This is a genomic window from Sphingomonas sp. Leaf67 (genome assembly GCF_001421965.1).
In the GTDB taxonomy this organism is placed as follows: Bacteria; Pseudomonadota; Alphaproteobacteria; order Sphingomonadales; family Sphingomonadaceae; genus Sphingomonas.
This window is the reverse complement of the sequence record NZ_LMLP01000001.1, coordinates 172,621-196,860: the sequence shown is the minus strand read 5'-3', so window position 1 is coordinate 196,860 and position 24,240 is coordinate 172,621. Positions and strand designations below refer to the sequence as shown.

The 24,240-nt window shown below is 65.6% G+C and carries 24 protein-coding genes and 1 tRNA gene; 12 read left to right on the top strand and 13 right to left on the bottom strand.

Features of this window, described 5'->3' with window-relative positions; translation table 11 throughout:
* Positions 1 to 153: 153 nt before the first annotated feature.
* Both ASE90_RS00880 and ASE90_RS00875 read left to right on the top strand, forming a co-directional pair.
* Entirely contained in the window at positions 154 to 2,805 is a 2,652-nt protein-coding gene (locus ASE90_RS00880) for a TonB-dependent receptor (RefSeq protein WP_055994679.1), read from the top strand.
* Between the two features lie 159 nt (positions 2,806 to 2,964).
* The gene (locus ASE90_RS00875) at positions 2,965 to 3,237 is read left to right on the top strand and encodes an SWIB/MDM2 domain-containing protein (RefSeq protein WP_055761337.1); all 273 of its coding nucleotides are present in this window, start codon (positions 2,965 to 2,967) and stop codon (positions 3,235 to 3,237) included.
* A gap of 282 nt (positions 3,238 to 3,519) precedes the next feature.
* Here ASE90_RS00875 and leuA read toward each other — a convergent pair whose 3' ends face one another.
* Positions 3,520 to 5,196, bottom strand: a complete 1,677-nt coding sequence (leuA, locus tag ASE90_RS00870) for a 2-isopropylmalate synthase (protein ID WP_055994676.1) — start codon at positions 5,194 to 5,196, stop codon at positions 3,520 to 3,522.
* Between the two features lie 254 nt (positions 5,197 to 5,450).
* Between leuA and ASE90_RS00865 the strand changes: the two genes are divergently transcribed.
* A complete protein-coding gene (locus tag ASE90_RS00865; RefSeq protein WP_055994674.1) occupies positions 5,451 to 5,834 on the top strand; it encodes a BLUF domain-containing protein in 384 nt (127 codons plus the stop codon).
* 18 nt (positions 5,835 to 5,852) lie between these two features.
* On the opposite strand, the gene ASE90_RS00860 is transcribed toward ASE90_RS00865, so the two are convergent.
* The 5 genes from ASE90_RS00860 to miaA all read right to left on the bottom strand — a co-directional run bounded on the left by ASE90_RS00860 (position 5,853) and on the right by miaA (position 11,213).
* A complete protein-coding gene (locus ASE90_RS00860) occupies positions 5,853 to 6,458 on the bottom strand; it encodes a YceI family protein (protein ID WP_055994671.1) in 606 nt (201 codons plus the stop codon).
* A gap of 349 nt (positions 6,459 to 6,807) precedes the next feature.
* Positions 6,808 to 7,827 carry a ketol-acid reductoisomerase gene (ilvC, locus tag ASE90_RS00855; RefSeq protein WP_055994668.1) on the bottom strand — a complete coding sequence of 340 codons (1,020 nt, stop codon included), beginning with the start codon at positions 7,825 to 7,827 and terminating at the stop codon, positions 6,808 to 6,810.
* 60 nt (positions 7,828 to 7,887) lie between these two features.
* Complete coding sequence (ilvN, locus tag ASE90_RS00850; protein ID WP_055994666.1) at positions 7,888 to 8,403, bottom strand: acetolactate synthase small subunit; 516 nt, start codon at positions 8,401 to 8,403, stop codon at positions 7,888 to 7,890.
* Positions 8,404 to 8,447: 44 nt separating this feature from the next.
* Positions 8,448 to 10,193 (bottom strand): acetolactate synthase 3 large subunit, encoded by a 1,746-nt coding sequence (locus ASE90_RS00845; protein WP_055994664.1) that lies wholly within the window; start codon positions 10,191 to 10,193, stop codon positions 8,448 to 8,450.
* A 90-nt stretch (positions 10,194 to 10,283) separates the two neighbouring features.
* Positions 10,284 to 11,213, bottom strand: a complete 930-nt coding sequence (miaA, locus tag ASE90_RS00840; RefSeq protein ID WP_235531609.1) for a tRNA (adenosine(37)-N6)-dimethylallyltransferase MiaA — start codon at positions 11,211 to 11,213, stop codon at positions 10,284 to 10,286.
* On the opposite strand from miaA, the gene serB reads away from it, so the two are divergent.
* Positions 11,212 to 12,093 carry a phosphoserine phosphatase SerB gene (gene serB, locus ASE90_RS00835; protein WP_055997007.1) on the top strand — a complete coding sequence of 294 codons (882 nt, stop codon included), beginning with the start codon at positions 11,212 to 11,214 and terminating at the stop codon, positions 12,091 to 12,093. The genes miaA and serB overlap by 2 nt on opposite strands.
* 136 nt (positions 12,094 to 12,229) lie before the next feature.
* Here the strand turns inward: serB and ASE90_RS00830 are convergent, their stop codons facing one another.
* Positions 12,230 to 13,120 (bottom strand): SPOR domain-containing protein, encoded by an 891-nt coding sequence (locus ASE90_RS00830; protein WP_055994660.1) that lies wholly within the window; start codon positions 13,118 to 13,120, stop codon positions 12,230 to 12,232.
* A gap of 153 nt (positions 13,121 to 13,273) precedes the next feature.
* Between ASE90_RS00830 and ASE90_RS00825 the strand changes: the two genes are divergently transcribed.
* Genes ASE90_RS00825 through ASE90_RS00815 form a run of 3 tightly spaced genes read left to right on the top strand, consistent with a single transcriptional unit; the run spans position 13,274 to position 15,605 of the window.
* Complete coding sequence (locus tag ASE90_RS00825) at positions 13,274 to 13,978, top strand: AAA family ATPase (protein ID WP_055994657.1); 705 nt, start codon at positions 13,274 to 13,276, stop codon at positions 13,976 to 13,978.
* A 2-nt stretch (positions 13,979 to 13,980) separates the two neighbouring features.
* Positions 13,981 to 14,376 (top strand): hypothetical protein, encoded by a 396-nt coding sequence (locus ASE90_RS00820; RefSeq protein ID WP_055994655.1) that lies wholly within the window; start codon positions 13,981 to 13,983, stop codon positions 14,374 to 14,376.
* Positions 14,373 to 15,605 carry an SPOR domain-containing protein gene (locus ASE90_RS00815; RefSeq protein WP_055994654.1) on the top strand — a complete coding sequence of 411 codons (1,233 nt, stop codon included), beginning with the start codon at positions 14,373 to 14,375 and terminating at the stop codon, positions 15,603 to 15,605. The genes ASE90_RS00820 and ASE90_RS00815 overlap by 4 nt, the downstream gene beginning before the upstream one ends.
* Before the next feature lie 43 nt (positions 15,606 to 15,648).
* Here ASE90_RS00815 and ASE90_RS00810 read toward each other — a convergent pair whose 3' ends face one another.
* Genes ASE90_RS00810 through ASE90_RS00795 form a run of 4 tightly spaced genes read right to left on the bottom strand, consistent with a single transcriptional unit; the run spans position 15,649 to position 19,454 of the window.
* Entirely contained in the window at positions 15,649 to 16,851 is a 1,203-nt protein-coding gene (locus ASE90_RS00810; RefSeq protein WP_055994652.1) for a dihydroorotase, read from the bottom strand.
* The gene (locus ASE90_RS00805) at positions 16,848 to 17,837 is read right to left on the bottom strand and encodes an aspartate carbamoyltransferase catalytic subunit (RefSeq protein ID WP_055994651.1); all 990 of its coding nucleotides are present in this window, start codon (positions 17,835 to 17,837) and stop codon (positions 16,848 to 16,850) included. The genes ASE90_RS00810 and ASE90_RS00805 overlap by 4 nt, the downstream gene beginning before the upstream one ends.
* Positions 17,838 to 17,877: 40 nt before the next feature.
* Positions 17,878 to 18,348 carry a Holliday junction resolvase RuvX gene (gene ruvX, locus ASE90_RS00800; protein WP_055994649.1) on the bottom strand — a complete coding sequence of 157 codons (471 nt, stop codon included), beginning with the start codon at positions 18,346 to 18,348 and terminating at the stop codon, positions 17,878 to 17,880.
* On the bottom strand, positions 18,345 to 19,454 hold the full coding sequence (locus ASE90_RS00795; protein WP_055994646.1) for a DUF3089 domain-containing protein: 1,110 nt from the start codon (positions 19,452 to 19,454) through the stop codon (positions 18,345 to 18,347). Before ASE90_RS00795 ends, ruvX begins: the two co-directional genes overlap by 4 nt.
* Positions 19,455 to 19,559: 105 nt before the next feature.
* Between ASE90_RS00795 and gatC the strand changes: the two genes are divergently transcribed.
* The 4 genes from gatC (at position 19,560) to ASE90_RS00775 (ending at position 23,566) form a co-directional block, all read left to right on the top strand.
* Positions 19,560 to 19,847 (top strand): Asp-tRNA(Asn)/Glu-tRNA(Gln) amidotransferase subunit GatC, encoded by a 288-nt coding sequence (gatC, locus tag ASE90_RS00790; protein ID WP_055994643.1) that lies wholly within the window; start codon positions 19,560 to 19,562, stop codon positions 19,845 to 19,847.
* A complete protein-coding gene (gene gatA / locus ASE90_RS00785) occupies positions 19,847 to 21,328 on the top strand; it encodes an Asp-tRNA(Asn)/Glu-tRNA(Gln) amidotransferase subunit GatA (protein ID WP_055994640.1) in 1,482 nt (493 codons plus the stop codon). The genes gatC and gatA overlap by 1 nt, the downstream gene beginning before the upstream one ends.
* Before the next feature lie 127 nt (positions 21,329 to 21,455).
* Positions 21,456 to 22,940 carry an Asp-tRNA(Asn)/Glu-tRNA(Gln) amidotransferase subunit GatB gene (gene gatB / locus ASE90_RS00780; protein WP_055994637.1) on the top strand — a complete coding sequence of 495 codons (1,485 nt, stop codon included), beginning with the start codon at positions 21,456 to 21,458 and terminating at the stop codon, positions 22,938 to 22,940.
* On the top strand, positions 22,937 to 23,566 hold the full coding sequence (locus ASE90_RS00775) for a peptidylprolyl isomerase (RefSeq protein ID WP_055994634.1): 630 nt from the start codon (positions 22,937 to 22,939) through the stop codon (positions 23,564 to 23,566). The genes gatB and ASE90_RS00775 overlap by 4 nt, the downstream gene beginning before the upstream one ends.
* A gap of 1 nt (position 23,567) precedes the next feature.
* Here ASE90_RS00775 and ASE90_RS00770 read toward each other — a convergent pair whose 3' ends face one another.
* Complete coding sequence (locus ASE90_RS00770) at positions 23,568 to 23,786, bottom strand: hypothetical protein (RefSeq protein WP_055994631.1); 219 nt, start codon at positions 23,784 to 23,786, stop codon at positions 23,568 to 23,570.
* Position 23,787: 1 nt separating this feature from the next.
* Positions 23,788 to 24,018 (bottom strand): hypothetical protein, encoded by a 231-nt coding sequence (locus tag ASE90_RS18870; RefSeq protein ID WP_082449489.1) that lies wholly within the window; start codon positions 24,016 to 24,018, stop codon positions 23,788 to 23,790.
* 137 nt (positions 24,019 to 24,155) lie between these two features.
* Here ASE90_RS18870 and ASE90_RS00765 point away from each other — a divergent pair.
* Positions 24,156 to 24,240, top strand: a tRNA-Leu gene (locus tag ASE90_RS00765).

Here is a 24,240-nt window from a genome sequence, read left to right as displayed (position 1 = left end):
GCCTTTAAAGTCGCAACTGTGGCTTCCATACCCGTTCGCCGGTAAAAGCTGTCCGAGAATGCAGGTTGCCCGTTGACGCGGGATAGATGCTCCGTCACCAAATGCCAACTGCGTTAGCCGGATCGATATCGGCAGCGCGGAGGAGGGGATGTCATGATGAAGTTCCAATTGCTGGCCGCAACCGCTCTATCGATGGTCGCCGGGGCGAGCCCGACGATCGCGCAGACCGCAACGCCCGCGACCGAACCCGCCGCCGTCCAGTCGCAAGGCACGACGACCGCCGACGACGATTGGGGGAACGAGATCATCGTCACCGCCAACCGTCGCGCCGAACCGATTCAGGACGTGCCGATCGCGGTGACCGCGGTGAATGCGCAGTTGCTCGACGATGCCGGTATCCGCGACATTCGCGGCCTCGAACAGCTTGCACCGTCGCTCCAGACGACCACCGGCCAGTCATCGGCGGTATCGACGTCGCTGTCGATCCGTGGCGTCGGCACGGCGGGCGACAATCCGGGGTTTGAACCGGCGGTCGGCGTCTTCATCGACGGCGTGTTCCGTTCGCGCGCCGGTATCGCCATCGCCGAACTGCCGGAAATCGAGCGTGTCGAGGTGTTGCGCGGGCCGCAGGGGACGCTGTTCGGGCGCAATACCTCGGCGGGTGCGCTGTCGGTAACGACGGCAATGCCCAAATTCGATCTCGGTGGCTATGTCGAGGGGGAGTATGGCAACTTCGACGCCTATGAACTGAAGGGCGCCTTGACCGGGCCGGTGTCCGAACAGCTCGCGCTGCGCGTCGACGGTGGGTATCGCAAGCGCGACGGCTATATCGAGGACGTCAACTCCGACCGTGCGTTCAACGACATCAACCGCTGGTACGTTCGCGGCCAGGCGCTGTACGACACCTCGGCGTTCAGCTTCCGGCTGATCGGGGACTATTACAAGACCGACGAACAATGCTGCGGCGTGGTCAGCGGGACGCGGGGGGCGACGGCACCGGCGATTCAGGCGATCGCCGCACAACAGGGTCGCACCGGCATCTATACCGGTGCGCCGTCCGACCGGCGCATGGCCGCATCGCCCAACCGCGACTATGGCGAGGCGGTCCGCGACTGGGGCGTGTCGGGTGAAATCAACGCCGATATTGGCGACCTCAAGCTGACCTCGATCAGCGCCTATCGCGATTTCCGGGTGCTGCGGAACCAAGACATCGATTATTCGGGCATCGATCGCGCCTATCGCGACGGCTATCGCTCGTCGTTGCGCGATATCACGCAGGAAGTGCGCCTGCAGGGCCAGTTGTTCGACGGGAAGCTCGATTTCCTCGTCGGCGGCTTCTACCTGAACGAAAAGCTCCAGCTGCGCGATACGGTGCGGCTGGGCAACGACGCCAACCGCTATGTCGATACGCTGCTGGCTGGCGTGCTGGGGCAGCCGCCTTCGGCGGGCGGGATCGGGCGACAGGCGCAGTTTTTCGGCAGTTTCAACGTGCCGACCTTTACCCAGCTGGTGACGGCCTTGCGGGGCGGCGCGGCGCTCCCGACCGGTACGGTGCCGTTGTTCGGTCAGCTGCTCTATGCCCAGAGCCCGCAATTGCAGGCGGCGGCCCCGCCCGGATCGGCACTGTTCACCTATCTGAACACGCCGCTGACGCCGAATGTCGCCGGACAGGGCAACAACAACGACGATTTCCAGGTCGATACCAACGCGTTCGCGCTGTTCACGCACAATATCGTCAACATCACCGATCAGCTCTCGCTGACGCTGGGCTTGCGCTATAATTACGAGCGCAAGGAACTGGCGGCGAGCGTCAACAGCAACCCGGCGGCGTGCGGCTTCTTCCTCGGCAACGATCCGCGTGCGGTCACCTATCGCAACGCGATCCGCGCGGCGAGCCCGGCGCTGTTCCAGAACCTGTTCCTGCTGAGCTGCAACCCGGCGGTGTCGAGCGAATTCAACGGCAACTACACGCACGATCGTTCGGAAAGCCGCCTGACCGGCACCGCCAAGCTGGCCTACAAGCTGACGCCTGACATTCTGGGCTATGCCAGCTATGACCGTGGCTTCAAATCGGGGGGCTACAATCTCGATCAGGCAAGCTTCGACACGACGGTGCTGGGCGGTGACGGGGCACAGGCCACCGACCTGGAATTCGGGGCCGAAACCGTCGACAGCTACGAACTGGGGTTCAAGACCAGCGTCACCCGCCAATTCTCGTTCAACGCCGCGTTCTTCTACCAGAAGTTCAAGGGGCTCCAGTCGCTGATCTTCGCCGGCAACAGCTTCGTGGTGCAGAACGTGCCTCGGTCGACGGCCAAGGGGGTCGAACTGGAGTCGCTGATTCAGCCGATCCGGGATCTGACCTTCCGGCTGGGCTATACGCTGCTCGATGCGTCCTATGATGCCGATAACGATTTCAGCGGTACTCCGTTGCAGAACCAGCAGGGGCGGCAGTTCCTGAACCAGCCGCGTAACGTCGTGACGGTCGCGGCGACATGGCAACCGCGCCTGACCGGCACGCTGAACGCGCTGTTCCATGTCGATATGCGCTACAATAGCGACGTGTCGATCGTCCGCGATGGCACCGGCGCGACCACGGTTGGCAATGACGGCTATCCGCTGCTGAACGGCAAGGTCGGCATCGCGACCGACGATCGTCGCAGGCAGCTTGAATTCTTCGTCGAGAATATCACGAACCAATATTACAATATTTCGGGCTTCGCGATTCCGGAACAGACCGGCACATATGGGGTGTACCCGGCGATGCCGCGACTCTACGGTGTGCGTGCCCGGTTTGGTTTCTGAACGCAGCCGACGCGGTATAGGCGGTTGCGAGCGTGATTTCGTAGGATGGACGGTGCGGTTTGTCGCTTTTCCCCCGCGACAACCGCTTCGTAACCTTGCATAACCACCGATCTGCCGTGCCCACAGGGTGCGGCCCTGCAGGGGGATAGGAGAAATATTATGGCCAAGGAAACCACGACGACCGGCGGTGCCCGGGGCGGAATCGCGAAGCCGGTGACGCCGTCGGCCGATCTGGCGAAGATCACCGGGTCCGATCCGCTGCCCCGCAGCGAAGTCGTCAGCAAGATGTGGGAATACATCAAGAAGCATGACCTTCAGAACCCGAAGGACAAGCGCGAGATTCTGGCCGACGAGACGCTCGAAAAGCTGTTCGGCAAGAAGTCGTGCTCGATGTTCGAAATGAACAAGCTGCTCAGCGCACACATGAAGTAACGCAGGCCGGCGCCACATCCGGCGCCGCCGTTACGAACCAGACGCCGTCCGGCCAATGCCGGGCGGCGTTTTTGGTTTGAGAACAATGCTTTACGGCGTCGATATGGAAGACACCCGCGTTCATTTCTGAAAATGAACGTATCGGGGCCGCCCGCAACAGGATACAGCGCGTTGACGATGGTCGCCGCCATGGACCAGGTACCGGCGTGGGCGCGGATCGTCTTCTGACGCCGGTTCGACCCTATCCGCGCCGATGCGAGGACAGGGTCGTTACAACCGAAGTCAGCCCCGCGCCACCGCGTTGGCCGCGCTGAGCGCCGCGCGGACCGTGGCGGTCGCGACGTCGCCGTCGATGCCGACGCCGAACACGCGCCGACCATCAGGCAGGCTGCATTCGAGATAGGCGGCGGCCTGCGCATCGGCACCATGGCCGATCGCGTGCTCGCTGTAATCGATGACGTCCATGTCGATCCCGCCTTCTTCGCGCAGTGCCGCTAGCAGGCCCGACAGCAGGCCGTTGCCCTTGCCCGAAATCGATCGTTCCTCACCGTCCAGCCGGACCCGGCCGACGAACGTGCGCGGTGGCCCGCCGCCCGGTGCATGGGTCTCGGCATAGTCGATCAGCGCATAGCGATCCTTGCCTTGCGGCAGATACGCGTCGTGGAAAGCCGTCCAGATGTCGGCGGCGTTCAGTTCGCGGCCGAGCGCATCGGCCATCGCCTGCACGTGGCGGCTGAAATCGGCCTGCAACCGCTTGGGCAGTTTCAGGCCCTTGTCCTGTTCAAGCACCCACGCCACGCCGCCCTTGCCCGACTGCGAATTGACGCGGATCACCGCTTCGTAGCTGCGACCCAGATCGGCGGGGTCGATCGGCAGATAGGGCACTTCCCACAGGCCGTCGTTGCGCACCGCCTGTGCCGCCATCCCCTTCTTGATCGCATCCTGATGGCTGCCCGAAAAGGCGGTGAACACCAGATCGCCGGCATAGGGCGTGCGCGGATGGACGGGCAGGTTAGTGCAGTAATTGACCGTGTTCACGACCTCGTCGATGTCCGACAGGATCAGTTGCGGGTCGACGCCTTGGGTGTAGAGGTTCAGCGCGACGGTCACGAGATCGCAATTGCCGGTCCGCTCGCCATTGCCGAGCAGACAGCCCTCGACCCGGTCGGCCCCGGCCATCAGCCCCAGTTCGGCGGCCGCGACGCCGGTGCCGCGATCGTTATGGGTGTGCAGCGAGATGACGACGCTGTCGCGGTTCGGCACGTTGCGACAGAACCATTCGATCTGGTCGGCATAGACGTTGGGCGTCGCCGCCTCGACCGTCGCGGGGAGGTTCAGGATCAGCGGGCAGTCGGGGGTCGGCTGCAACACCTCCATCACCGCCGCACACACCTCGACCGAGAAGTCCAGTTCGGCGGTCGAAAAGGTTTCGGGGCTGTATTCGAACCGCCAGTCGGTGTTCGGGCGTTTGGCGGCTTCGTCGCGCAGCACCTTGGCACCGGCAACCGCGATCGCCTTCACCTCGGGGCGTTCCATGCCGAACACGATCCGGCGCCATGCCGGGCTTACCGCATTGTACAGGTGGACGATCGCCTGCTTCGCGCCATCGAGGCTTTCGAAGCTGCGTTCGATCAGGTCACGGCGCGACTGCGTCAGCACCTGCACCCATACGTCGTCGGGAATGCGATCCTGTCGGACGAGGCCTGAGATGAAATCGAACTCGGTCGCGCCCGCCGACGGGAAACCGACCTCGATCTCCTTCAGGCCGACCTTCAGCAGCAGGTCGAAGAAGCGGTTCTTCTTCTCCGCGCCCATCGGGTCGATCAGCGCCTGATTACCGTCGCGGAGGTCGGTCGACAACCAGCGTGGCGCGCGGGTGATCGTGCGCGACGGCCATTGACGGTCGGGCAGGTCGACGGTGGGGAAGGGATGGTATTTGGTCGAAGGATCGCGCAACATATCGTGGTCTAGCCTGTATTTGGCGCGGGGCGCCGGTATCTGCCGAAAGGTTCGATACTCCCTCAGGACAGGCGCACGCGCGTGCGATCCGGCCCTAAGGGCGGCTAAGTCGCAGTTGGTTGGCGAATGCGCGGACCATGGCGCGTCTGTGGGCAAAAGCGGTTTGAAAGTCCAGAGCCGATGGTGCCGATACCGGTTGGTAAGATTTGATCGGCTACCGTCGACGCATTGGACGGGCAACCTACCGGAGCGTCATGCTGCAATTGATCTACGTCAGTACCGCGCGCAACGGTCTGACGGTCGACCTCGACGATATTCTTGCCAGGTCGCGCCGCAATAATCGCCGTGACGGGATAACCGGCCTGCTCCACGCCAAGGGCCGCCGGTTCCTGCAGGCGCTGGAGGGCGATCCCGCGAAGGTCGAGGCGGCCTATGCGCGGATCGCGACCGATCCCCGTCACTTCGCGCTCGTCGTGCTGTCACGGCGCTCGGTCGAGGCGCGCGAGTTCGGGGATTGGGCGATGGCCGCCGACGACGGCAACGGCGGTGCAGTGGCGCAGGTCGCGCAACTGGTCGAACATGCCGCACCCAGCGTGCGCGGCACCTTCGAAGGGTTTGCGGGGATGCGCGCGGCCTGAACCGCGCGCACCGACCGGTCAGGCTGCGACGAACGCGGCGTTGATGGTCAAATCTACCTTGTCCGATACCGCCGGCACCGCAAACCCGAGGCCGAACTGGCTGCGCATGATGCTGCCGGTGGCGGTGAAGCCGACGTTCTTCTTTTTGTTCATCGGGTTCTCACCCGCGCCCATGAAGCGGACGGTCAGCTGAACCGGCTTCGTCTGGTCCTTGATCGTGAGGTTGCCGGTCATCATCCAGTGGTCGCCCATCGGCTGAATACGGGTCGAGACGAACTTGGCGGTCGGATAGGTCGCTACGTCGAAGAAATCCTTCGACTTCAGGTGGTTTGCGAATTGCGGGCTGGTAACGGTCAGCGCATCGGCGATGTTGAAATCGATGCTGACCTTGGTCGCGGCCGGGTTCTTGGGGTCGATCGTCGCCATGCCGCCGGTCGCGCCGAACAGGCCGTCGAGCATCGTGAAGCCCATATGGTTCACTTGCCACGCGACCTGCGTATGGGCGGTGTCGACGGTGTAGTTGCCGGCGGTGACGCGGGCCTTGTCCGGGGCGCCCGGCATCTGGGCGACGGTCGGGGCGGCAACCGCGAACAGGGCGGCGGCGAGGATCAGGGGCGTGCGCATGAGAAGTGTTCTCCGGTCGAGGCGAAAATCGATGCGCCCTTGTCGGTGGCGCAGCGTTTCGGGTCAAATGCCGGATGCGAAACGATCGGTTTCGGTTTCGGTGCCGTTGGTTTGGTAGGAATGGTACGCCCTTCAGCCGTCATCCCGGCGCAGGCCGGGATCCATTGTGTCGGGCGATATCGATGGATCGCGACATGGTCATGTCCATGGATGACGGCTTTCGCCGGGATGACGACGGGGTAAGATCACCGCCCGCCCGTCGGTCGCGACAAAGCCGCGCCCCGTGGGGCGGCTTTGTCGCGCCGGCCGGTCGAAGACTTGTTGAGTTCAGCGTTTTCGCTGCGCTCCGTCAATTCTTCGACTGATCCACGAGCTTGTTCGCACCGATCCACGGCATCATCGCGCGCAGTTCGGCACCGGTCTTCTCGATCGGATGCGCTGCCGCCTGCTTGCGCGCCGCCTTCAGCTCGGGCTGGCCAGCGCGGTTGTCGAGGACGAAGTTCTTCACGAAGCGGCCCGACTGGATGTCGGCGAGGACCCGCTTCATTTCCTTCTTGGTCTCTTCGGTGATGATGCGCGGGCCGGTGACGATGTCGCCATATTCAGCGGTGTTCGAGATCGAATAGCGCATGTTGGCGATGCCGCCCTCATACAGTAGGTCGACGATCAGCTTGGTTTCGTGCAGGCACTCGAAATAGGCCATTTCCGGGGCATAGCCGGCCTCAACCAGCGTTTCGAACCCGGCCTGGATCAGGTGGGTGACGCCGCCGCACAGCACGGCCTGCTCACCGAACAGGTCGGTTTCGCATTCCTCGCGGAAGTTGGTTTCGATGATGCCCGACCGGCCGCCGCCGACGCCGCTGGCATAAGCAAGCGCGATGTCGTGCGCGTTGCCCGACGCGTCCTGATGGATCGCGACGAGGCAGGGCACGCCGCCGCCCTTTACATATTCGCTGCGCACGGTGTGACCCGGACCCTTCGGCGCGATCATGATGACGTCGACATCGGCGCGCGGCTCGATCAGGCCGAAATGGACGTTCAGCCCGTGCGCGAAGGCCAGTGCGGCACCGGGGCGCAGATTGGCGTGAATGTCGTCGGCATAGATCGCGGCCTGATGCTCGTCGGGCGCGAGGATCATGAGGATGTCGGCCCATGCGGCGGCTTCGGCGTTCGGCATCACCTTGAAACCGGCACCTTCGGCCTTGGCGGCGCTGGCCGAACCGGGACGCAGCGCGATGGCGACGTTCTTGACGCCCGAATCGCGCAGGTTCTGCGCATGGGCATGGCCCTGCGACCCATAGCCGAGGATCGCGATCTTCTTGTCCGAGATCAGGTTCAGATCGGCGTCGCGATCGTAATAGACACGCATGTGGATTCCCTTTCGAAAATTTGGCGCGGCCCGCCCTTTGGCGGCACGCGATGGATGGGTTCAGGCGGCCTCTCGTCCGCGGGCGATGGCGGCGATGCCGGTGCGAGCAACCTCGACCAGACCGACTTCGGCCATCAATTCGGTGAACTTGTCGATCTTTTCGATCGATCCCGTCACCTCGAACACGAAACTCGATACGGTCGCATCTACCACGCGCGCGCGATAGACTTCGGCAAGGCGCAGTGCCTCGATCCTGTGCTCCCCGGTGCCGACGACCTTGACCAGCGCCAATTCGCGTTCGACATGCGCACCCTGTACGGTCAGGTCGACAACCTTGTGGACGGGCACGAGCCGGTCGAGCTGCGCGATGATCTGTTCCATCACCGGCGGCGACGCGCTGGTGACGATGGTGATGCGGCTGACCGCCTTATCGGCGGTGATTTCCGACACGGTCAGGCTCTCGATATTATAGCCACGGCCCGAGAACAGCCCGGCGATACGCGCGAGGATGCCGGGTTCGTTGTCGACGAGCACGGCCAGCGTGTGCCGTTCCACTGATTCCTGACGTATGTGCATGTTCGTTCCTGTTCCTCCCCGTGAACGGGGAGGAGCTTGTTATCTCAAACCAGCGCCTTGGCCTCGTCGTCCATTTCGCCCGAGACTTCGTTTGCCTGCAGGATCATGTCGGTATGCGCCGCGCCGCTGGGGATCATCGGGAAGCAGTTGGCGAGCTTTGCCACCATGCAGTCGACGATCACCGGGCCGTCATGGTCGAGCATCGCTTGAATGCCGTCCTCCAGCTGGTCGGGCGTTTCGATGCGAATACCCTTCCAGCCATAGGCCTCACCCAGTTTCACGAAGTCGGGCAGCGAGTCCGAGTAACTCTCCGAATAGCGCGAGCTATAGGTCAGTTCCTGCCACTGGCGGACCATGCCCATATATTCGTTGTTCAGGATGAACACCTTCACCGGCAGGCGATATTGCGTCGCCGTCGCCAGTTCCTGAATGTTCATCTGGATCGACGCCTCGCCGGCGATGTCGATGCACAGCGCCCCCGGATTCCCGAGCTGCGCGCCGATCGCGGCGGGCAGGCCATAGCCCATCGTGCCGAGACCGCCGCTGGTCAGCCACTTGTTTGGTGCTTCGAACCCGAAATGCTGCGCGGCCCACATCTGATGCTGGCCGACCTCGGTTGAGATGATCGGCGCGCGATGCTTGGTCGCCGCGTACAGCGCACGGATCGCACGCTGCGGCATGATCTCCCTGGTCGATTCGGGGAAGTCGAGGCAACGCTTCGCACGCCAGCCGTCGATCTTCGTCCACCATCCCGACAGGTCCGGCTTTGGATGCTGACGCGCTTTCCAGACGCGGACCATGTCCTCCATCGCATGGCCCGCATCGGCGATGATGCCCAGATCGGCGCGCACGATCTTGTTCACGCTCGACCGGTCGATATCGATATGGACCTTGCGGCTGCGCGGGGAAAAAGCGTCGAGACGTCCCGTCACCCGGTCGTCGAAACGCGCGCCGATGGCGATGACCAGATCGGCCTCGTTCATCGCCATATTCGCTTCATAGGTGCCGTGCATCCCCAGCATCCCCAGCCAGTTCGGGCTGGAAGCGGGCAGGGCGCCGAGCCCCATCAACGTCGAGGTGACCGGCGCGCCCGACACCCGGACCAGTTCGCGCAGCAGCTGCGACGCGCCCGGACCCGAATTGATGATGCCGCCGCCGGTGTACAGCACCGGCCGTTCGGCCGCCGCCAGCATGTCGACGACCTGCTCGATCTGCGCCCGGTCGGCCTTCACCTTCGGACGATAGGTCTTGTGCTGGATCGGGCCGGGCTTGGTGTAGCGCGCGGTCGCGACCTGCACGTCCTTCGGAATATCGACCACGACCGGGCCGGGGCGGCCGGCGGTGGCGATATGAAACGCCTCGTGAATGACATGGCCGAGCTTCGCAGGGTCCTTCACCAGATAATTGTGCTTGCAGCAGTGACGCGTAATGCCGACGGTATCGGCCTCCTGAAACGCGTCGGTGCCGATCAGCGCGGTCGGAACCTGTCCGGTGATGACGACCATCGGGATCGAATCGAGCAGCGCGTCGGTGATGCCGGTAATCGCGTTCGTCGCCCCCGGACCCGAGGTGACCAGCACGACGCCCGGCTTGCCGGTCGAGCGGGCATAGCCCTCCGCCGCATGGGTCGCGGCTTGTTCGTGACGGACGAGGATGTGCTTGATCCGGCTATGTTCGAACAGCGCGTCGTAGATCGGCAGCACCGCGCCGCCGGGATAGCCGAATACGACTTCCACGCCGAGGTCGACGAGGGCCTCGACCAAAATGGCGGCTCCACTCTTCTCGGTCATGGGTCTTCAACTCCTCAACATTTTCGCAGGCGCGAATAGCACCGTTGGAGCGGCGTCGCTAGTCGCCATAAATGTACGTGTCAACCATCTTTAACGTAATAAAGTGTCGAATTGTGATGATAGCGCGCATGTTTCGGTTTCGCTGGTGCGAAGCCAGTTGGCCGGCGGCTGGTTGCGGAACCACGTATACTGCCGTTTGGCATATTGCCGCGTTGCGAAGCGGGCGGCGGTCAGTGCTTCGTCGCGGGTCCATGTACCGTTTTGCCAGCGTTCGATCTCGATCACGCCGATCGCGCGTCTGACCGACGCCTGTGGTGGGATGTCGTCGCGCGCCAGTAACGTCTCGACTTCCTCGACCGCGCCGCCATCGAACATGGCCGACAGGCGACGGTCGCAGCGATCGGTCAGCCAGTCGCGCTCGGGCAGGAGAATCATGGTCGACAGTGCGATGCGGTCGCCGATCCCGCCGGTCCGGTCGCGCTGCCAGTCGGCCAGCGTCCGGCCGGTCGAGCGCACCACTTCCAGCGCACGGGCGATGCGGGTGGTATCGGCCGGGTTCAGACGGGCGGCGGCTGCCGGATCGGCGATGCGGAGCGCCTCGGCAGACTCGGCCACCGGCAGCGCACGGACGGCCTCTCGGATGGCAGGGTCGATGTCGGGGACGGGCGCGATGCCGTCGATCAGGGTCCGCAGATGCAGGCCGGTGCCGCCGACCAGCACCGGCAGCTTGCCTGCTGCATGGGCTACGTCGATCTCTCGGATCGCGTCCTTCGCCCATGCCGGCGCCGAATAGCTGTCCGCGCCGTCGACATGGCCGAACAGCCGGTGCGGTGCCTGTGCCTCTTCTTCGGGCGAGGGGCGCGCGGACAGGATACGCAGGTCGCGATACACTTGCGCGCTGTCGGCATTGATGACGACGCCGTTGTGCGCCCGGGCGATAGCGATCGCCAGCGCGGACTTGCCGCTGGCGGTCGGGCCTGCGATGAGCGCGACCCTCGGACGGTCAGGAGATTTCGCCATGTTCATCGCCACGCTGATAGCAGCCGAATCGATCGCCGCGGGCGATATTTCCGCCGCCGCCGATCGGCTGGACGTGGCCGGCTGTCTGGTCGAGGGCTGGACGTGGATCGACGAAGGCCGCGCCGCCGATATCCGGTTCGCCAGCGATGCAGCCGCAGCGCGGAAAGCGATCGAAGGCATTGTTGTGGGAGCCGACGTCGCCGTTCAGCCCGCTGCGAACCGTGAGAAGAAGCTGCTGGTCGCCGACATGGATTCGACGATGATCACCGTCGAATGTATCGACGAACTGGCCGACTATGCCGGGATCAAGGCGCAGATCGCCGAGGTGACCGAACGCGCGATGCGCGGCGAACTCGACTTCGCATCGGCGCTCGATGCCCGCGTCGCCTTGCTGGAAGGCTTGGACGAAAACGCGATCCAGCGGTGCCTCGACGAAAGGGTCAGGCTGATGCCGGGGGCGAAGACGCTGATCCGGACGATGCGCGCACGCGGCGCAACGACGATCCTCGTATCGGGCGGCTTCACCCGCTTTGCCGAGCCGGTCGGCACCGAGCTGGGGTTTCACCGCATGATCGCCAATCGCCTGCTGATCGAGGATGGCAAGTTGACCGGCAAGGTTGCCAAGCCGATCGTCGATGCGACGACCAAGGAAGTCACCCTGCTCGGTGCGATCGATGAATTGGGCATCGACGAGCAAGCGACACTGGCGGTCGGCGACGGGGCCAACGACCTGCCGATGATCCGCCGCGCGGGGCTAGGCGTCGCCTATCATGCCAAGCCGATCGTCGCTGCCGAGGCAGGGGTCCGGATCGACCATAATGACCTGACCGCACTGCTGTATATACAGGGGATCGCTCCGTCGGAGTGGGTGCGCGGCTGATCGCAGCGCGCGGGAACGTCCGGGTCGCGCGAACAGCGTTACTGCGCGTCGCGAGCGGCCGTCACATGGCGATGTCGGCGCAGGCTTGCAGCAGCCCGAGCGCCGATCTGCACCATAATCAGCGGGGCGGCGGCAATCACCGCTTTACCGGGACGCAGGTCGTCGGGCGGATCGTGGCACAGGCGCGGCTCGCCTCGGCACTGCTGGCAAACGGGCCGATCTGCAACCGGGTGACGCCGCCGGCATCGTCGTAAAAGGGCTGGCGACCGGCGAACTGTCCCGCGACTTCGGTCCACAGCCGCCGCGCATTGCCCGCATCGCGGAACGCGCCGAGCTGCACCCGCCAGTTACCCGCGGCAACCGACGACGCCGACGGAGCGGTGCGAGGGACCGGCTTGGGGGCGGGGGGAGCCTTGGCAATCTGAGTGGCCTTTGCCGCCTCGGGCGCGGCGGGCAGGGAGGGGCGTCCGGCACCCCGCTCCAGATCGCGCGCCATCGCCAGCGCCGCCTGCCGGTCGGGCAGCGGAACATACCGGTCCATCTGCGCCAGCGTCGCCGCCGCCTGCGGCAATCCCGCCGACGACGCGCGCGTCATCAACGCATAGGCGCGCCGCCAGTCCTTCGGCACGGCGTCACCGTTGAAGAGCATCGTGCCGAGGACGAACTGGTTTCTCGCTTCGCCGCGGTTTGCCGATTTTTCGAGCCATTGGACGGCTTCGGGGCGCTTGCCGTTCTGGAACAGGATCAGGCCGTAATTTTCCTCGGCCTGCCGGTGCCCCTGTTGCGCAGCGCGGGCATACCATTGTTCGGCTTCGGTCAGGTTCATCGGCACGCCACGACCGAGCTTGTACGCCTGCCCCAGATTGAACTGGGCATCGGCATCGCCCGCGACCGCCGGCTCGCGCCATTCGCCGACCGCCGTCGTCCAGTCGCCCCGCGCCCATGCCTCGACCCCGGCCTTCACATCGGCAAACGCCGGTGCCGCCAGCATTGCCGCCGCCAGAGCCGCCCCCATCGCACCGCGCATCCAAGTCCCCCTTGCGATCATCGCCGTCCATTATCAGCGCTTGCCGATCGGCGGAACGGCTTTCGCGATCGGTCGATCCCGTACAGGACGTTAACCGCATTTTAGTCCTGTCCGTGCAAATCCCGGCTGCAAGTGAAGGGAGACGTAAGCGGCATGCGCGTTCTGGCGGTGGCATCGCAAAAGGGGGGATCGGGCAAGACGACATTGTCCGGGCATCTCGCCGTGCAGGCCGAGCGGTCGGGCGCGGGTCCGGTCGTCATGGTCGACATCGATCCGCAAGGGTCGCTGGCCGACTGGTGGAACGCGCGCGTCACCGACGAACCGGCGTTCGCGCAGACGCTGGTCGCGCGCCTGGCGGCCGATCTGGAAACGTTGCGCGCACATGGTTTCAAACTGGCGGTGATCGATACCCCGCCGGCGATCACGATGGCGATCCAGAGCGTGATCGCGGTTTCCGAACTGATCGTGGTGCCGACCCGGCCCAGCCCGCACGACCTGCGCGCTGTCGGCGCGACCGTCGACCTGTGCGATCGTGCCGGCAAGCCGCTGGTCTTCGTCGTCAACGCGGCGACGCCGGGCGCCAAGATCACGGCAGAGGCAACGATGGCCCTGTCGCAACACGGCACGGTCGCGCCGGTGACGGTCCATCACCGCGTCGATTTCGCATCGTCGATGGTCGACGGGCGGACGGTCATGGAGATCGATCCGACGTCGAAGTCGAGCGCCGAGATCGAGGCGCTGTGGAACTATATCCAGGATCGCCTCGAAAAGAATTTCCGTCGTACCGTGTTCGCCGTGCCGACGCTGTCGGGTGGTCCGCGTACTGCCGGGGGCTTTGGCCGTCGGGTGCGGGGCTAGTCATGGCCACACCACGCAACCCTTCGCAGATCAATCCCGGCCTGCTGGCCCGCAAGGGAGAGGCACGTCCGGCGATGCGGCCGCACGGGACCGGCGATGCGACCGATCCTGGTGACGATCTCGGCTGGAACGATCTGGGCGAGCCGACGACGCCGGTTCCGGCCGTCCTGCGCGAGCGGGCGATGCTCCAGGTCGCGCCGTCAGCGGGGGAAGGATCGATCGTCCTGACGCTCGATGCCGACCGGCTGTTGCGGTTGCGGCTGGCGGCGACGGTACGCAACCTTTCCCCGGAGGCGTTCGTGCGCGAAGCGCTCGATCGGTCCCTCCCGTCGACCTCCGACATCGCGGCGCTCGTTCAGCGCCTTGCCCCCGATGGGGCCGCAAAGGGCACGCAATGAAGACCCATCTGCTGATATCGGTCGGTCTGGCCACGGCGATGCTCGGCGGTTCGCTGGCGTTGGTCGCCAGCGGCACCGTGGCGGTGGCATCGTCCGAACAGAACATGGCGCAGAAGCTGGCGGGCAAGGCGACCAAGGCGCTCGCGAAGCGGCGCGGCGACGAAGCCGTGACCTTCGCCGAACAAGCGGTCTCGCTCGCCCCGCGCGATCCCGCTTTTCGCACGCTGTTGGGCAAGGCCTATCTTCAGGCGGGACGGTTTGCCTCCGCCACTCAGGCGTTCAGCGACGTGCTGGCGCTGAACCCGGCCGATGGCCGCGCCGCATTGAACCTTGCGCTGGCGCAGACCGCGACCGGCGAATGGGTGGCGGCGCGCGTGACGCTGACCGCGCATGCCGCGCGGATCGCAAATGCCGATCGCGGACTGGCGCTGGCGCTGGCGGGTGATCCGGCCGGTGGTATCGCGTTGCTCAGCGAAGCTGCGCGCGATCCGGCGGCGACCGCGACGATGCGACAAAATCTTGCGCTTGCGCTGGCCCTCGACGGGCGCTGGGTCGAAGCGCGCACGGTTGCGTCGGTCGACATGTCGCCCGAACAGGTCGATGCGCGACTGGTCGAATGGGCGGGTTTCGCGCGGCCGCAATCGGCGGCGCAGCAGGTCGCGGCGTTGCTCGGCGTGACACCTGCCGTCGATCGGGGACAACCGACGCAGCTGGCACTTTCGGCACCGGGCGATGCCGCACCGGTGGCGGTCGCTCTGGCCGAGCCGGTCATGGACGAGCCGGTGGCTGCGCCGACGCAGGTGGCGACCGTCATTCGCCCGGCCATCACCTTCGCGCCCCGGCAGGAGGTCGTGCAGGCGTTGCCGAGCGATTATCGCCCCCGTGGCAATTCGATCGGCCCGGTCCGCATGGCGGCTGCACCGAAGTCGCGTGACATTGGTGGGTATTATGTGCAGCTTGGCGCGTTCGATACCCCGGCGGTTGCCCGGTCCGCCTGGCGGCGTTTGAGTCGAAACGTACCCCGGCTTGCCGGAATGTCGCCACAGGGTATGCAGGCGAGCGTCCGTGGCGCCAGTTTCTACCGGCTGTCGGTCGGCGGTCTCGCCCGTGCCGATGCCGCGTCGCTGTGCGGTCGCGTACGGGCAAAGGGCGAACGCTGTTTCGTTCGTACCCATGCCGGCGAGCAACTGGCGAATTGGGCCCGTCCCGAACGCCTCGCCTCGCGCTGATCCAGTTTCCCGAGCCTCTCCCAGGAGGAGGCGGCGCGTTCCTTTACAGGAACGCGCCGCCCTTTATCACCCGAACCGCGCGGCCCTGCACCGGCAGGCCATCGAACGGCGTGTTCGCCGCCTTGCCCGCCAGTGCGTCGGCGCGGACCTGCCACGGCGTGTCCTGATCGACGACGATCAGGTCGGCGGGCGCACCGGTGGCCAATGTGCCGGTATCGAGGCCGAGCAGCTTCGCCGGGTTCCGCGCCAGCAACGCGAAGAGGCGGTCGAGTTCGATCAGCCCGTCGCGAACCAGCCCCAGCCCAAGCGCCAACAGCGTCTCCGCCCCCGCCATGCCGGGTTCCGAATCGGCGAAGGGCAGGCGCTTGGCCTCGGGACCGCGCGGATCATGCCCCGAACACAACACGTCGATCGTCCCGTCGGCCAGCGCGGCGCGCGCGGCGCGACGATCGCCTTCGTCGCGCAACGGCGGCGAGAGATGGGCGAAGGTCCGGAAATCGCTCATCGCGATGTCGGAGAAATAGAGATGGGCGGGGGTGATGCCGCAGGTGACGCGAACGCCGCGTCGCTTGGCCGCCCGGATCAGATCGAACCCGGCGGCAGTCGTCACCTGTCGGAAATGCAGCCGCGCGCCCGTATCCTCCGCCAGCATCACGTCGCGCGCGATCGCCAGCGCTTCGGCGATGGCGGGTGCAGCGGGCAGGCCGAGCCGCGTCGCCGTCTCGCCCGACGTCGCCACCGCGTCGCCAGCGACGCCGCCGTCCTCGGCATGGGCGACCACGACCAGATCGCAGTCGCGCGCATAGGCCAGCACCTTGCGCATCACGCCGCTGTCGGCGATCCATCGCCGCCCGGTCGCGACCGCCACCGCACCCGCTTCGGCGTTGATCGCCATTTCGGCGAGGTCGGTGCCGCGCAGCCCCTGCGTCGCGGCCGATAGCGGGTGGATCCAGATATCGGGCTTGCCCATATGCGCCGCCCGCGCGACGATGCCCGGATCGTCGAGGACCGGGGCCTGATCGGGCATCAGTCCGACCCGGACGATCCCGCCCGCCCGGCACGCGGCGGCATCGATGCCGAATACGCCGAGATCGACGATCGCGGGTGCCAGCAGTTTGCCGGTTATGTCGATGCGTTCGGCGTCGGCGGCGTCGATCGCGATGGTATCGCCGATGATGGTCAGGTCGCCGTTGTTCACCCCGGCATCGGGACAAACCAGCGTGCCGCCGGTAAAGATCATGCTCATGCCCAGCCCTCCACGCCGCGGCTGCGTCGGGTCAGCACGTCGAGGCACGCCATGCGCACCGCGACGCCCATTTCAACCTGTTCGGTGATGGTGGAGCGTTCGGGATCGTCGGCGACGTCGCTGGTAATCTCGATCCCCCGGTTCATCGGTCCCGGATGCATGACGATCGCGTGTGGTTCGGCCCGTTTCAGCCGTTCGCGGGTCAGGCCGTAGCGGAGATGATATTCGCGGGTCGAGGGAATGAATCCGCCGTTCATCCGCTCATTCTGCAACCGCAGCATCATCACGACATCGGCCCCCTCCAGCGCGGCGTCGAAATCGGTGAAGGGGGTGACGCCCATCGATTCGATCGCCTGCGGCATCAACGTCGTCGGCGCGACGACGCGGACTTCGGCGGCAAGCGTGGTGAGGGCAAGGATGTTCGACCGCGCGACCCGGCTGTGCAGGATGTCGCCGCAGATCACGACACGCTTGTGGGCGATTTCCCCCAGCCGCCGGCGGATGGTCAGCGCATCCAGCAGCGCCTGCGTGGGATGTTCGTGCCAGCCATCGCCCGCATTCAGCACCGGGCAATCGACCTTGTCGGCGATCAGCTGCACCGCGCCCGACGAACCGTGGCGGATGACGATCACGTCGGCGCGCATCGCGTTGAGCGTCACGGCGGTGTCGATCAGCGTCTCGCCCTTCTTCACGCTCGATTGGCCGGCATGCATGTTGACCACGTCGGCCCCCAGCCGCTTGCCGGCGATCTCGAACGACAACAGCGTGCGCGTGCTGTTTTCGAAGAAGGCGTTGATCTGGGTCACGCCGTCCAGCCGGTGGTCGCTGGGACCGCGGCTGCGATTGGCGTCTATCCATTGTTCCGCTTCGTCGAGCAGGAACAGGATCTCATGAGGCTGCAACCCCTCGATCCCGGTCAGGTGGCGATGCGGGAAAACGGCACCCCCATCGATCATGGCGGCGGGGCGGTGGTCTGAGCTATGCATTGAGGCGACCGGTTAGGCCGGGCCACGCGCTTGCGCAAGGTCAGCCGAGCGGAACGTTGACCAGTGCGTCGATCGCCCCTTGCAGGATATAGGCGGCAGCCAGCTTGTCGACGCGTTCGGCGCGTTTGGCGCGGCTGAGGTCTTCGGCGATCATCTGCCGTTCGACGGCGACCGTCGACCAGCGTTCGTCCCACAGGAAGATCGGCAGGCCGCTGTCGTCGAGATTGCGGGCGAACGCCCGGATCGACTGCGTCCGTGGCGAATCGGTGCCGTCCATGTTGAGCGGCAGGCCGACGACGATGCCGCGCACCGATTGCTGGCGGATCAGGGTCGTCAGTTGCGCCTTGTCGGCGGTGAATTTGGTCCGGTTGATCAGGATCGCCGGGCTGGCGAAGCTCCATCCGGCATCGCACAGCGCGGTGCCGATCGTCTTGGTCCCGACGTCGAGCCCGATCAGCCGACCGCCTTCGGGCAGCGCGTCGCGAAAGAAGGCGCGGTCTTCGGTAATCATCGTTTCTCCCATGCCGCCAGCCGGCGCAGTGCGTCGGCGCGGACATTCGCCCAGAACAGGCTGTAATCGTACACGTGCCAGTTATTGCCCGGCAGCACATAGGGGCCGAGATCGGGCGGGCTGTCGCCAATGAGCAGGACACCGCGTTCGTCGCAACGGGCGGGGACCAGACCCGGCGTCATCGTCGCATCGGTCAGCTCCTTGTCTGGGATCAGCGTGCCCTGATTCGCGCTGGCCGGCGCGGCGGCGTTGGCGGTGTCGGTCAGCGGGTTGGTGCATACCATCGGCGTCCCGCTGCGTGCACGTCCGTCGAACCCGGTCGACGCGTCATATCGCTCGACGATGAGCGTCGGGTCGGCAGGTTCGGCGAAGCTCTGCCACGACAGCAGACAGCGCGCCTGATCGGCGGTGGTGCATTCGGGCAGGCCAAGGGCGGTCAGGTCGGTCGCCTTCGATACCGGCCAGCCGACGACATAAGCCGCGACGATGCGGCGGGCGAGCGGGGTGCCGGCAACCTTCTCCCGCAGCAGTCGCGTCAGGTGCAGTGCGCCCTGGCTGTGCCCGGCGAGGATGATCGGGCGCTTCGGATCGGCTTCGGCGACGAACGTATCGAACGCCGCCGCAACGTCACGATAGGCGAGATCGAGCGCCTGCGTGGCCGCGGCGTCGCCGGTCAGGAAGGCACCGAACGTCGCTTGGCGATAGCGCGGTGCCCAGACCCGACCGGCGGCGCTGAACGCGCTGGCCTGTCCGCGCAGGAACACCTGCGCCCGGCCGTTCGATTCGCGATCATCGAGCGCGGCGTTCCAGCGATCGGTGCCGACGAACGACGTCGGATGAACGAAGAAGACTTCGGCATCGCCCGGTGCCGTCGGTGCGATACCCTGCGGCAGCCAGTCGACCGGCGTATTGGTCAGTCCCGGCCGGGCGAACCACAGGGCGCGGTCGGCATAGGCGTTGGCCGGCATCGCGGGTTCGGCGCGAAACGCGACGCCCGGGACCATCGCCCGGCGCAACAGGTGGTTGCCGAACAGGCGAAAGGCGAACAGCGCGGCGATCGCCAGCACGATCAGTGCCGCCACCACATACAGGAATTTGCGCGCCAACCCCGTCTCCGCCGTTATCTCGGCATTGGTGGGGGAAGCGGCGTTCCCACGCAACCGCTTTGCGGTGCTTGTGGGGGGCTCGCCGGAATGCTAGCCGCCCATGCCATGTCCGTCGAACCTGCAACCGTCAAACGCGTGGCCGGCCTTGCCCGTATCGCGATCACCGATGCCGAAGCCGAAAAGCTGGCACCCGAACTCGGCAATATCATCGGTTTTATCGAGCAACTGGGCGAGGTCGATACCAGCGGCGTCGAACCGATGACCGCGGTCATCCCCAATCATCTGCGCCTGCGCGACGATGTCGTCACCGATGGCGACGTCCGCGACCGTGTGCTCGCCAATGCGCCGCAGGGCGAGCATGGCTTTTTCACCGTTCCGAAAGTGATCGAATAGTGTCGAACCTGACCGACCTTGGCGTCGCCGCGATCCGCGACGGCGTGCGCGGCGGCGATTTTTCCGCCCGCGACGTCGCCGATGCGTTCATCGACGCGGTCTCCGCTGCAAAGCCGCTCAACGCGTTCCTTGTCGAGACCCCCGACCATGCGCGTGCCGCTGCCAGGGCAGCCGACGACGCGCGCGCCGCCGGCGAGACGCTCAAGCCCCTTGCCGGTGTACCGATCGGCATGAAGGACCTGTTCTGCACACAGGGCGTGGAGACCACGGCGGCGAGCGACATCCTGAAGGGCTTCGTGCCGCAATATGAATCGACCGTGTCGGGCAATTTGTGGAATGCCGGTGCGGGGATGCTGGGCAAGCTGAACCTCGACCAGTTCGCCATGGGATCGTCCAACGAAACCAGTGCGTTCGGCAACGTCATCTCGCCATGGCGTCGGCCGGGCGATACCGCGCCGCTGGCACCGGGCGGGTCGTCGGGTGGCTCGTCGGCGGCGATCGCGGCGCGGCTGTGCCCCGCGGCGACCGGCACCGATACCGGCGGCTCGATCCGTCAGCCGGCCGCGTTCGTCGGGATCACCGGCATCAAGCCGACCTATGGCCGCTGCTCGCGCTACGGCGTCGTCGCCTTCGCTTCGTCGCTCGATCAGGCGGGGCCGATGGCGCACGATACCCGCGACTGTGCGATCATGCTGGAGGCGATGGCGGGGTTCGATGCGAAGGACGCGACGTCGCTCGACCTGCCGGTGCCGGCATGGGAAGCGGGCCTCAACGCCGACCTGCGCGGCAAGCGCGTCGGTATCCCGAAGGAATATCGTGTCGACGGCATGCCCGCCGAGATCGAGGCGCTGTGGCAGCAAGGCATCGACTGGCTGAAGGATGCCGGCGCGGAGATCGTCGAGGTCTCGCTGCCGCATACCAAATATGCGCTGCCGGCCTATTACATCATCGCTCCGGCCGAAGCGTCGTCGAACCTCGCCCGCTATGATGGCGTGCGCTATGGTCAACGGGTGCTGCCCGATGGTGCCGGCCTGCAGGACATGTATGCCGCGACCCGCGCCGCGGGCTTCGGCGACGAGGTGAAGCGCCGGATCATGATCGGCACCTATGTGCTGTCGGCCGGTTTCTACGACGCCTATTATACGCAGGCACAAAAGGTGCGGACGCTGATCGCGCGCGATTTCGAAGCGGCGTTCGAGCAGTGCGACGTGCTGTTGACCCCGACCGCGCCGTCGGCGGCGTTCGCGCTGGGCGAAAAGAGCGCCGATCCGATTGCGATGTACCTGAACGACGTCTTCACCGTGCCGTCGTCGCTGGCGGGCCTGCCGGCGATGAGTGTGCCGGGCGGCGTCGACAAGGACGGGTTGCCGCTGGGGTTGCAGATTATCGGCCGACCGCTCGATGAACAGGGCGTATTGAACGCCGGACTGGCGATCGAGCAGCGGGCCGGATTTGTTGCCCGTGCGGATAAGTGGTGGTGATTCATTTCCTTGCCGAATTGCTCTTCCAGGCGATCGACGAGGTCATAACGGAATTGTTCGGAGTGTTGTTTGATCGGTGTGAAAATGCCGTCACCAAACGCTTTGGTCGGAGCAGAAGAAAAAGACGATGACCGAATCCACCTATCGCATCCGTGGCGCGACCGGCGACTGGGAGGTCGTGATCGGCCTCGAAGTCCATGCTCAGGTCACGTCGAACGCCAAGCTGTTCTCCGGGGCGGCAACCGCGTTCGGTGCCGAGCCGAATACGCAGGTGTCGCTGGTCGACGCCGCGATGCCGGGCATGTTGCCGACGCCGAATCGCGAATGCATTCGGCAGGCAGTCCGGACCGGGATGGCGATCGATGCGGTCATCAACAAATGGTCGCGCTTTGACCGCAAGAATTATTTCTACGCCGATCTCCCGCAGGGCTATCAGATCAGCCAGCTCTACCACCCGCTGGTCGGCGAGGGGTCGGTCACGGTCGTGCTCGACGAGAAGAATCCCGACAGCCCGACCAAGACGATCGGCGTGGAGCGCATCCATGTCGAGCAGGATGCCGGCAAGCTGATGCACGACCAGCATCCGACCCGCTCGTACGTCGACCTCAACCGGTCGGGCGTCGCGCTGATGGAGATCGTCAGCCGTCCCGACATGCGTTCGCCAGCCGAGGCAGGGGCGTATCTGTCGAAGCTGCGGACGATCCTGCGCTATGTCGGGTCGTGCGACGGCAATATGGATCAGGGGTCGATGCGCGCCGACGTCAATGTCTCTGTGCGCCGGCCGGGCGAGGAACTGGGCACGCGGACGGAGACCAAGAACGTCAACTCGGTCCGGTTCGTAATGGCCGCGATCGAATATGAGGCGAATCGGCAGGTCGCGGTGATCGAGGATGGCGGCCGCATCGTGCAGGAAACCCGCCTGTTCGATCCGGACAAGGGCGTGACCCGGTCGATGCGATCGAAGGAAGACGCGCATGATTATCGCTACTTCCCCGATCCCGACCTGCTGCCGCTCGAACTCGACGACGCATTCCTCGACGAATGCCGTGCGAGCCTGCCCGAACTGCCGGATGCCAAGCGCAATCGCTATGAGGGCGAGTTGGGCCTGTCGGCGTACAACGCCGCCGTACTGACCGCCGAGGTTGAAACGGCGCGCTGGTTCGAGGCGCTGCTGGCCGAATGCGGTTCGGACGTGCCGGCAAAGTCCGCCGCCAACTGGTTGATTTCTGACCTGTACGGGGCGCTGAACCGGTTGGGTAAGGGCATTGTCGACAGCCCGGTCTCGCCGGCACAAGGCGCGGAATTGCTGAAGCTGGTCGCCGACGGCACGCTGTCGGGCACGCTGTCGAAGCAGGTATTCGAATTCATGCTCGAAACAGGGCAGGGGGCGAACGCGATCGTCGAGGAACGCGGCCTGAAGCAGACCAGCGACACCGGTGCGATCGAGGCGGTGATCGCCGAGGTCATGGCAAAGAACGCCGACAAGGTCGCCGACTACCGCGGCGGCAAGGACAAGCTCTTCGGGTTCTTCGTCGGCCAGACGATGAAGGCGATGGGCGGCAAGGCCAATCCGGGCGTGGTCAACGACCTGCTGAAGAAGGCGCTGGGATGATGAAGACGACGCGACGCGCGTTGCTGTTGGCGCTGGCATGGGCAGGACCGGCGCTGGCACAGGCACCGGTTTCGACACCGGCCGAAGCGCCGCTGCCGCGCGTCGCGATCGTCACGACGGCGGGAACGCTGGTCGTCGAGGTGGAGACGAAGCGCGCGCCGATCACCGCCGCCAATTTTCTGCGCTATGTCGATCAGAAGCGGCTCGACGGCGTCAGCTTCTACCGCATCGTCAAGGTCGGCCCCGATTTCGGCTTCGTGCAGTTCGGCCCGCACACCGACGCGAAACGGTATCTGCCGCCGATCAAGCACGAACCGACGACTCAGACCGGTCTGTCGCACACCGATGGCACGCTATCGGTCGCGCGACTCGGCGTCGGAACGGCGCGGGGGGAGTTCACGATTTCGGTCGGGGATCAGCGGCGTTCGCTCGATGCCGCGCCGGGCGTACCGGCCGACGGGCAGGGCTATGCCGCCTTCGCGCGGATCGTCGAGGGGCGCGATGTCCTGACCAGGATACTCGATACGCCGGTCGATCCGGCCAAGGCGACCAATGGCGCGTTCAAAGGCGAAATGCCCGCCGCGCCGGTGAAGGTCATCACCGCGCGGCGGGTCGTTTCGCGCTGACCTATTGGCCGTCGCCTTCCTGATTGCGGACGACACCGCCCGACCCGCCTGCGCTGTCAGGCGAGACGGTCGGTTCGGTCGGTGACGTGGCACCGGCGTCGGTACCGGCCCGTTCGACGTCGCCATTGACGGTGTCGACCGCCTTTTCGATGTCGCTGCGGCGATCGGTGTCGCCTTCGGGCGGGCTGTCGGGGTGGCTGCTGCGATCGCGGTCGCTCATGTCAGTTCCCATCCATCACTGGTTGGCCAGGTACCGGCGTCACACCGGGGTCGCCCCCAGGCATGGGCGATGGCACGTCAATGTCGGGGCCGGGCACGTCGATTTCGGGCGGCGGGGCGGTCGGTTGTCCCGGCTCGGTCTGCGGTATCGGATATTCGGGCGGCGGCGTGGTCGGTGCGACGCCGGGATCGGGGGCGGGGGTTTCGGCGGGGATGGGTGGTTCTACGGGCATGAACGCGCTCTCCTTCATTTCCCTCAACGCGTCCCGTGGACACGGGTTGCGGCCCGCCCGCAACTCTGCGAAGCGTGGCGACTTGCCCCGGCGTGCATGGCTGCTATAGACGCGCCCGTGCCGGCGGCGTCCGCTCGGCGGGCGTGGCGGAATTGGTAGACGCGCTGGATTTAGGTTCCAGTATCGAAAGATGTGGGGGTTCGACTCCCTTCGCCCGCACCA

Excerpts from the sequence above, each read along its gene's own strand:
- ASE90_RS18870 (WP_082449489.1), bottom strand. The coding sequence starts at position 24,018 with ATGCCCGTAGAACCACCCATCCCCGCCGAAACCCCCGCCCCCGATCCC.
- miaA (WP_235531609.1), bottom strand. The coding sequence starts at position 11,213 with ATGGCGAAATCTCCTGACCGTCCGAGGGTCGCGCTCATCGCAGGCCCG.
- ASE90_RS00865 (WP_055994674.1), top strand. The coding sequence starts at position 5,451 with ATGCTGCAATTGATCTACGTCAGTACCGCGCGCAACGGTCTGACGGTC.
- ilvC (WP_055994668.1), bottom strand. The coding sequence starts at position 7,827 with ATGCGTGTCTATTACGATCGCGACGCCGATCTGAACCTGATCTCGGAC.
- gatB (WP_055994637.1), top strand. The coding sequence starts at position 21,456 with ATGACCGAATCCACCTATCGCATCCGTGGCGCGACCGGCGACTGGGAG.
- ASE90_RS00770 (WP_055994631.1), bottom strand. The coding sequence starts at position 23,786 with ATGAGCGACCGCGATCGCAGCAGCCACCCCGACAGCCCGCCCGAAGGC.
- ASE90_RS00875 (WP_055761337.1), top strand. The coding sequence starts at position 2,965 with ATGGCCAAGGAAACCACGACGACCGGCGGTGCCCGGGGCGGAATCGCG.
- ASE90_RS00820 (WP_055994655.1), top strand. The coding sequence starts at position 13,981 with ATGGCCACACCACGCAACCCTTCGCAGATCAATCCCGGCCTGCTGGCC.
- ruvX (WP_055994649.1), bottom strand. The coding sequence starts at position 18,348 with ATGATTACCGAAGACCGCGCCTTCTTTCGCGACGCGCTGCCCGAAGGC.
- ASE90_RS00845 (WP_055994664.1), bottom strand. The coding sequence starts at position 10,193 with ATGACCGAGAAGAGTGGAGCCGCCATTTTGGTCGAGGCCCTCGTCGAC.
- ASE90_RS00880 (WP_055994679.1), top strand. The coding sequence starts at position 154 with ATGATGAAGTTCCAATTGCTGGCCGCAACCGCTCTATCGATGGTCGCC.
- ASE90_RS00810 (WP_055994652.1), bottom strand. The coding sequence starts at position 16,851 with ATGAGCATGATCTTTACCGGCGGCACGCTGGTTTGTCCCGATGCCGGG.
- ASE90_RS00775 (WP_055994634.1), top strand. The coding sequence starts at position 22,937 with ATGATGAAGACGACGCGACGCGCGTTGCTGTTGGCGCTGGCATGGGCA.
- ASE90_RS00860 (WP_055994671.1), bottom strand. The coding sequence starts at position 6,458 with ATGCGCACGCCCCTGATCCTCGCCGCCGCCCTGTTCGCGGTTGCCGCC.
- ASE90_RS00815 (WP_055994654.1), top strand. The coding sequence starts at position 14,373 with ATGAAGACCCATCTGCTGATATCGGTCGGTCTGGCCACGGCGATGCTC.
- leuA (WP_055994676.1), bottom strand. The coding sequence starts at position 5,196 with ATGTTGCGCGATCCTTCGACCAAATACCATCCCTTCCCCACCGTCGAC.
- ASE90_RS00805 (WP_055994651.1), bottom strand. The coding sequence starts at position 17,837 with ATGCATAGCTCAGACCACCGCCCCGCCGCCATGATCGATGGGGGTGCC.
- ASE90_RS00830 (WP_055994660.1), bottom strand. The coding sequence starts at position 13,120 with ATGCGCGGTGCGATGGGGGCGGCTCTGGCGGCGGCAATGCTGGCGGCA.
- ilvN (WP_055994666.1), bottom strand. The coding sequence starts at position 8,403 with ATGCACATACGTCAGGAATCAGTGGAACGGCACACGCTGGCCGTGCTC.
- gatC (WP_055994643.1), top strand. The coding sequence starts at position 19,560 with ATGTCCGTCGAACCTGCAACCGTCAAACGCGTGGCCGGCCTTGCCCGT.
- serB (WP_055997007.1), top strand. The coding sequence starts at position 11,212 with ATGTTCATCGCCACGCTGATAGCAGCCGAATCGATCGCCGCGGGCGAT.
- ASE90_RS00825 (WP_055994657.1), top strand. The coding sequence starts at position 13,274 with ATGCGCGTTCTGGCGGTGGCATCGCAAAAGGGGGGATCGGGCAAGACG.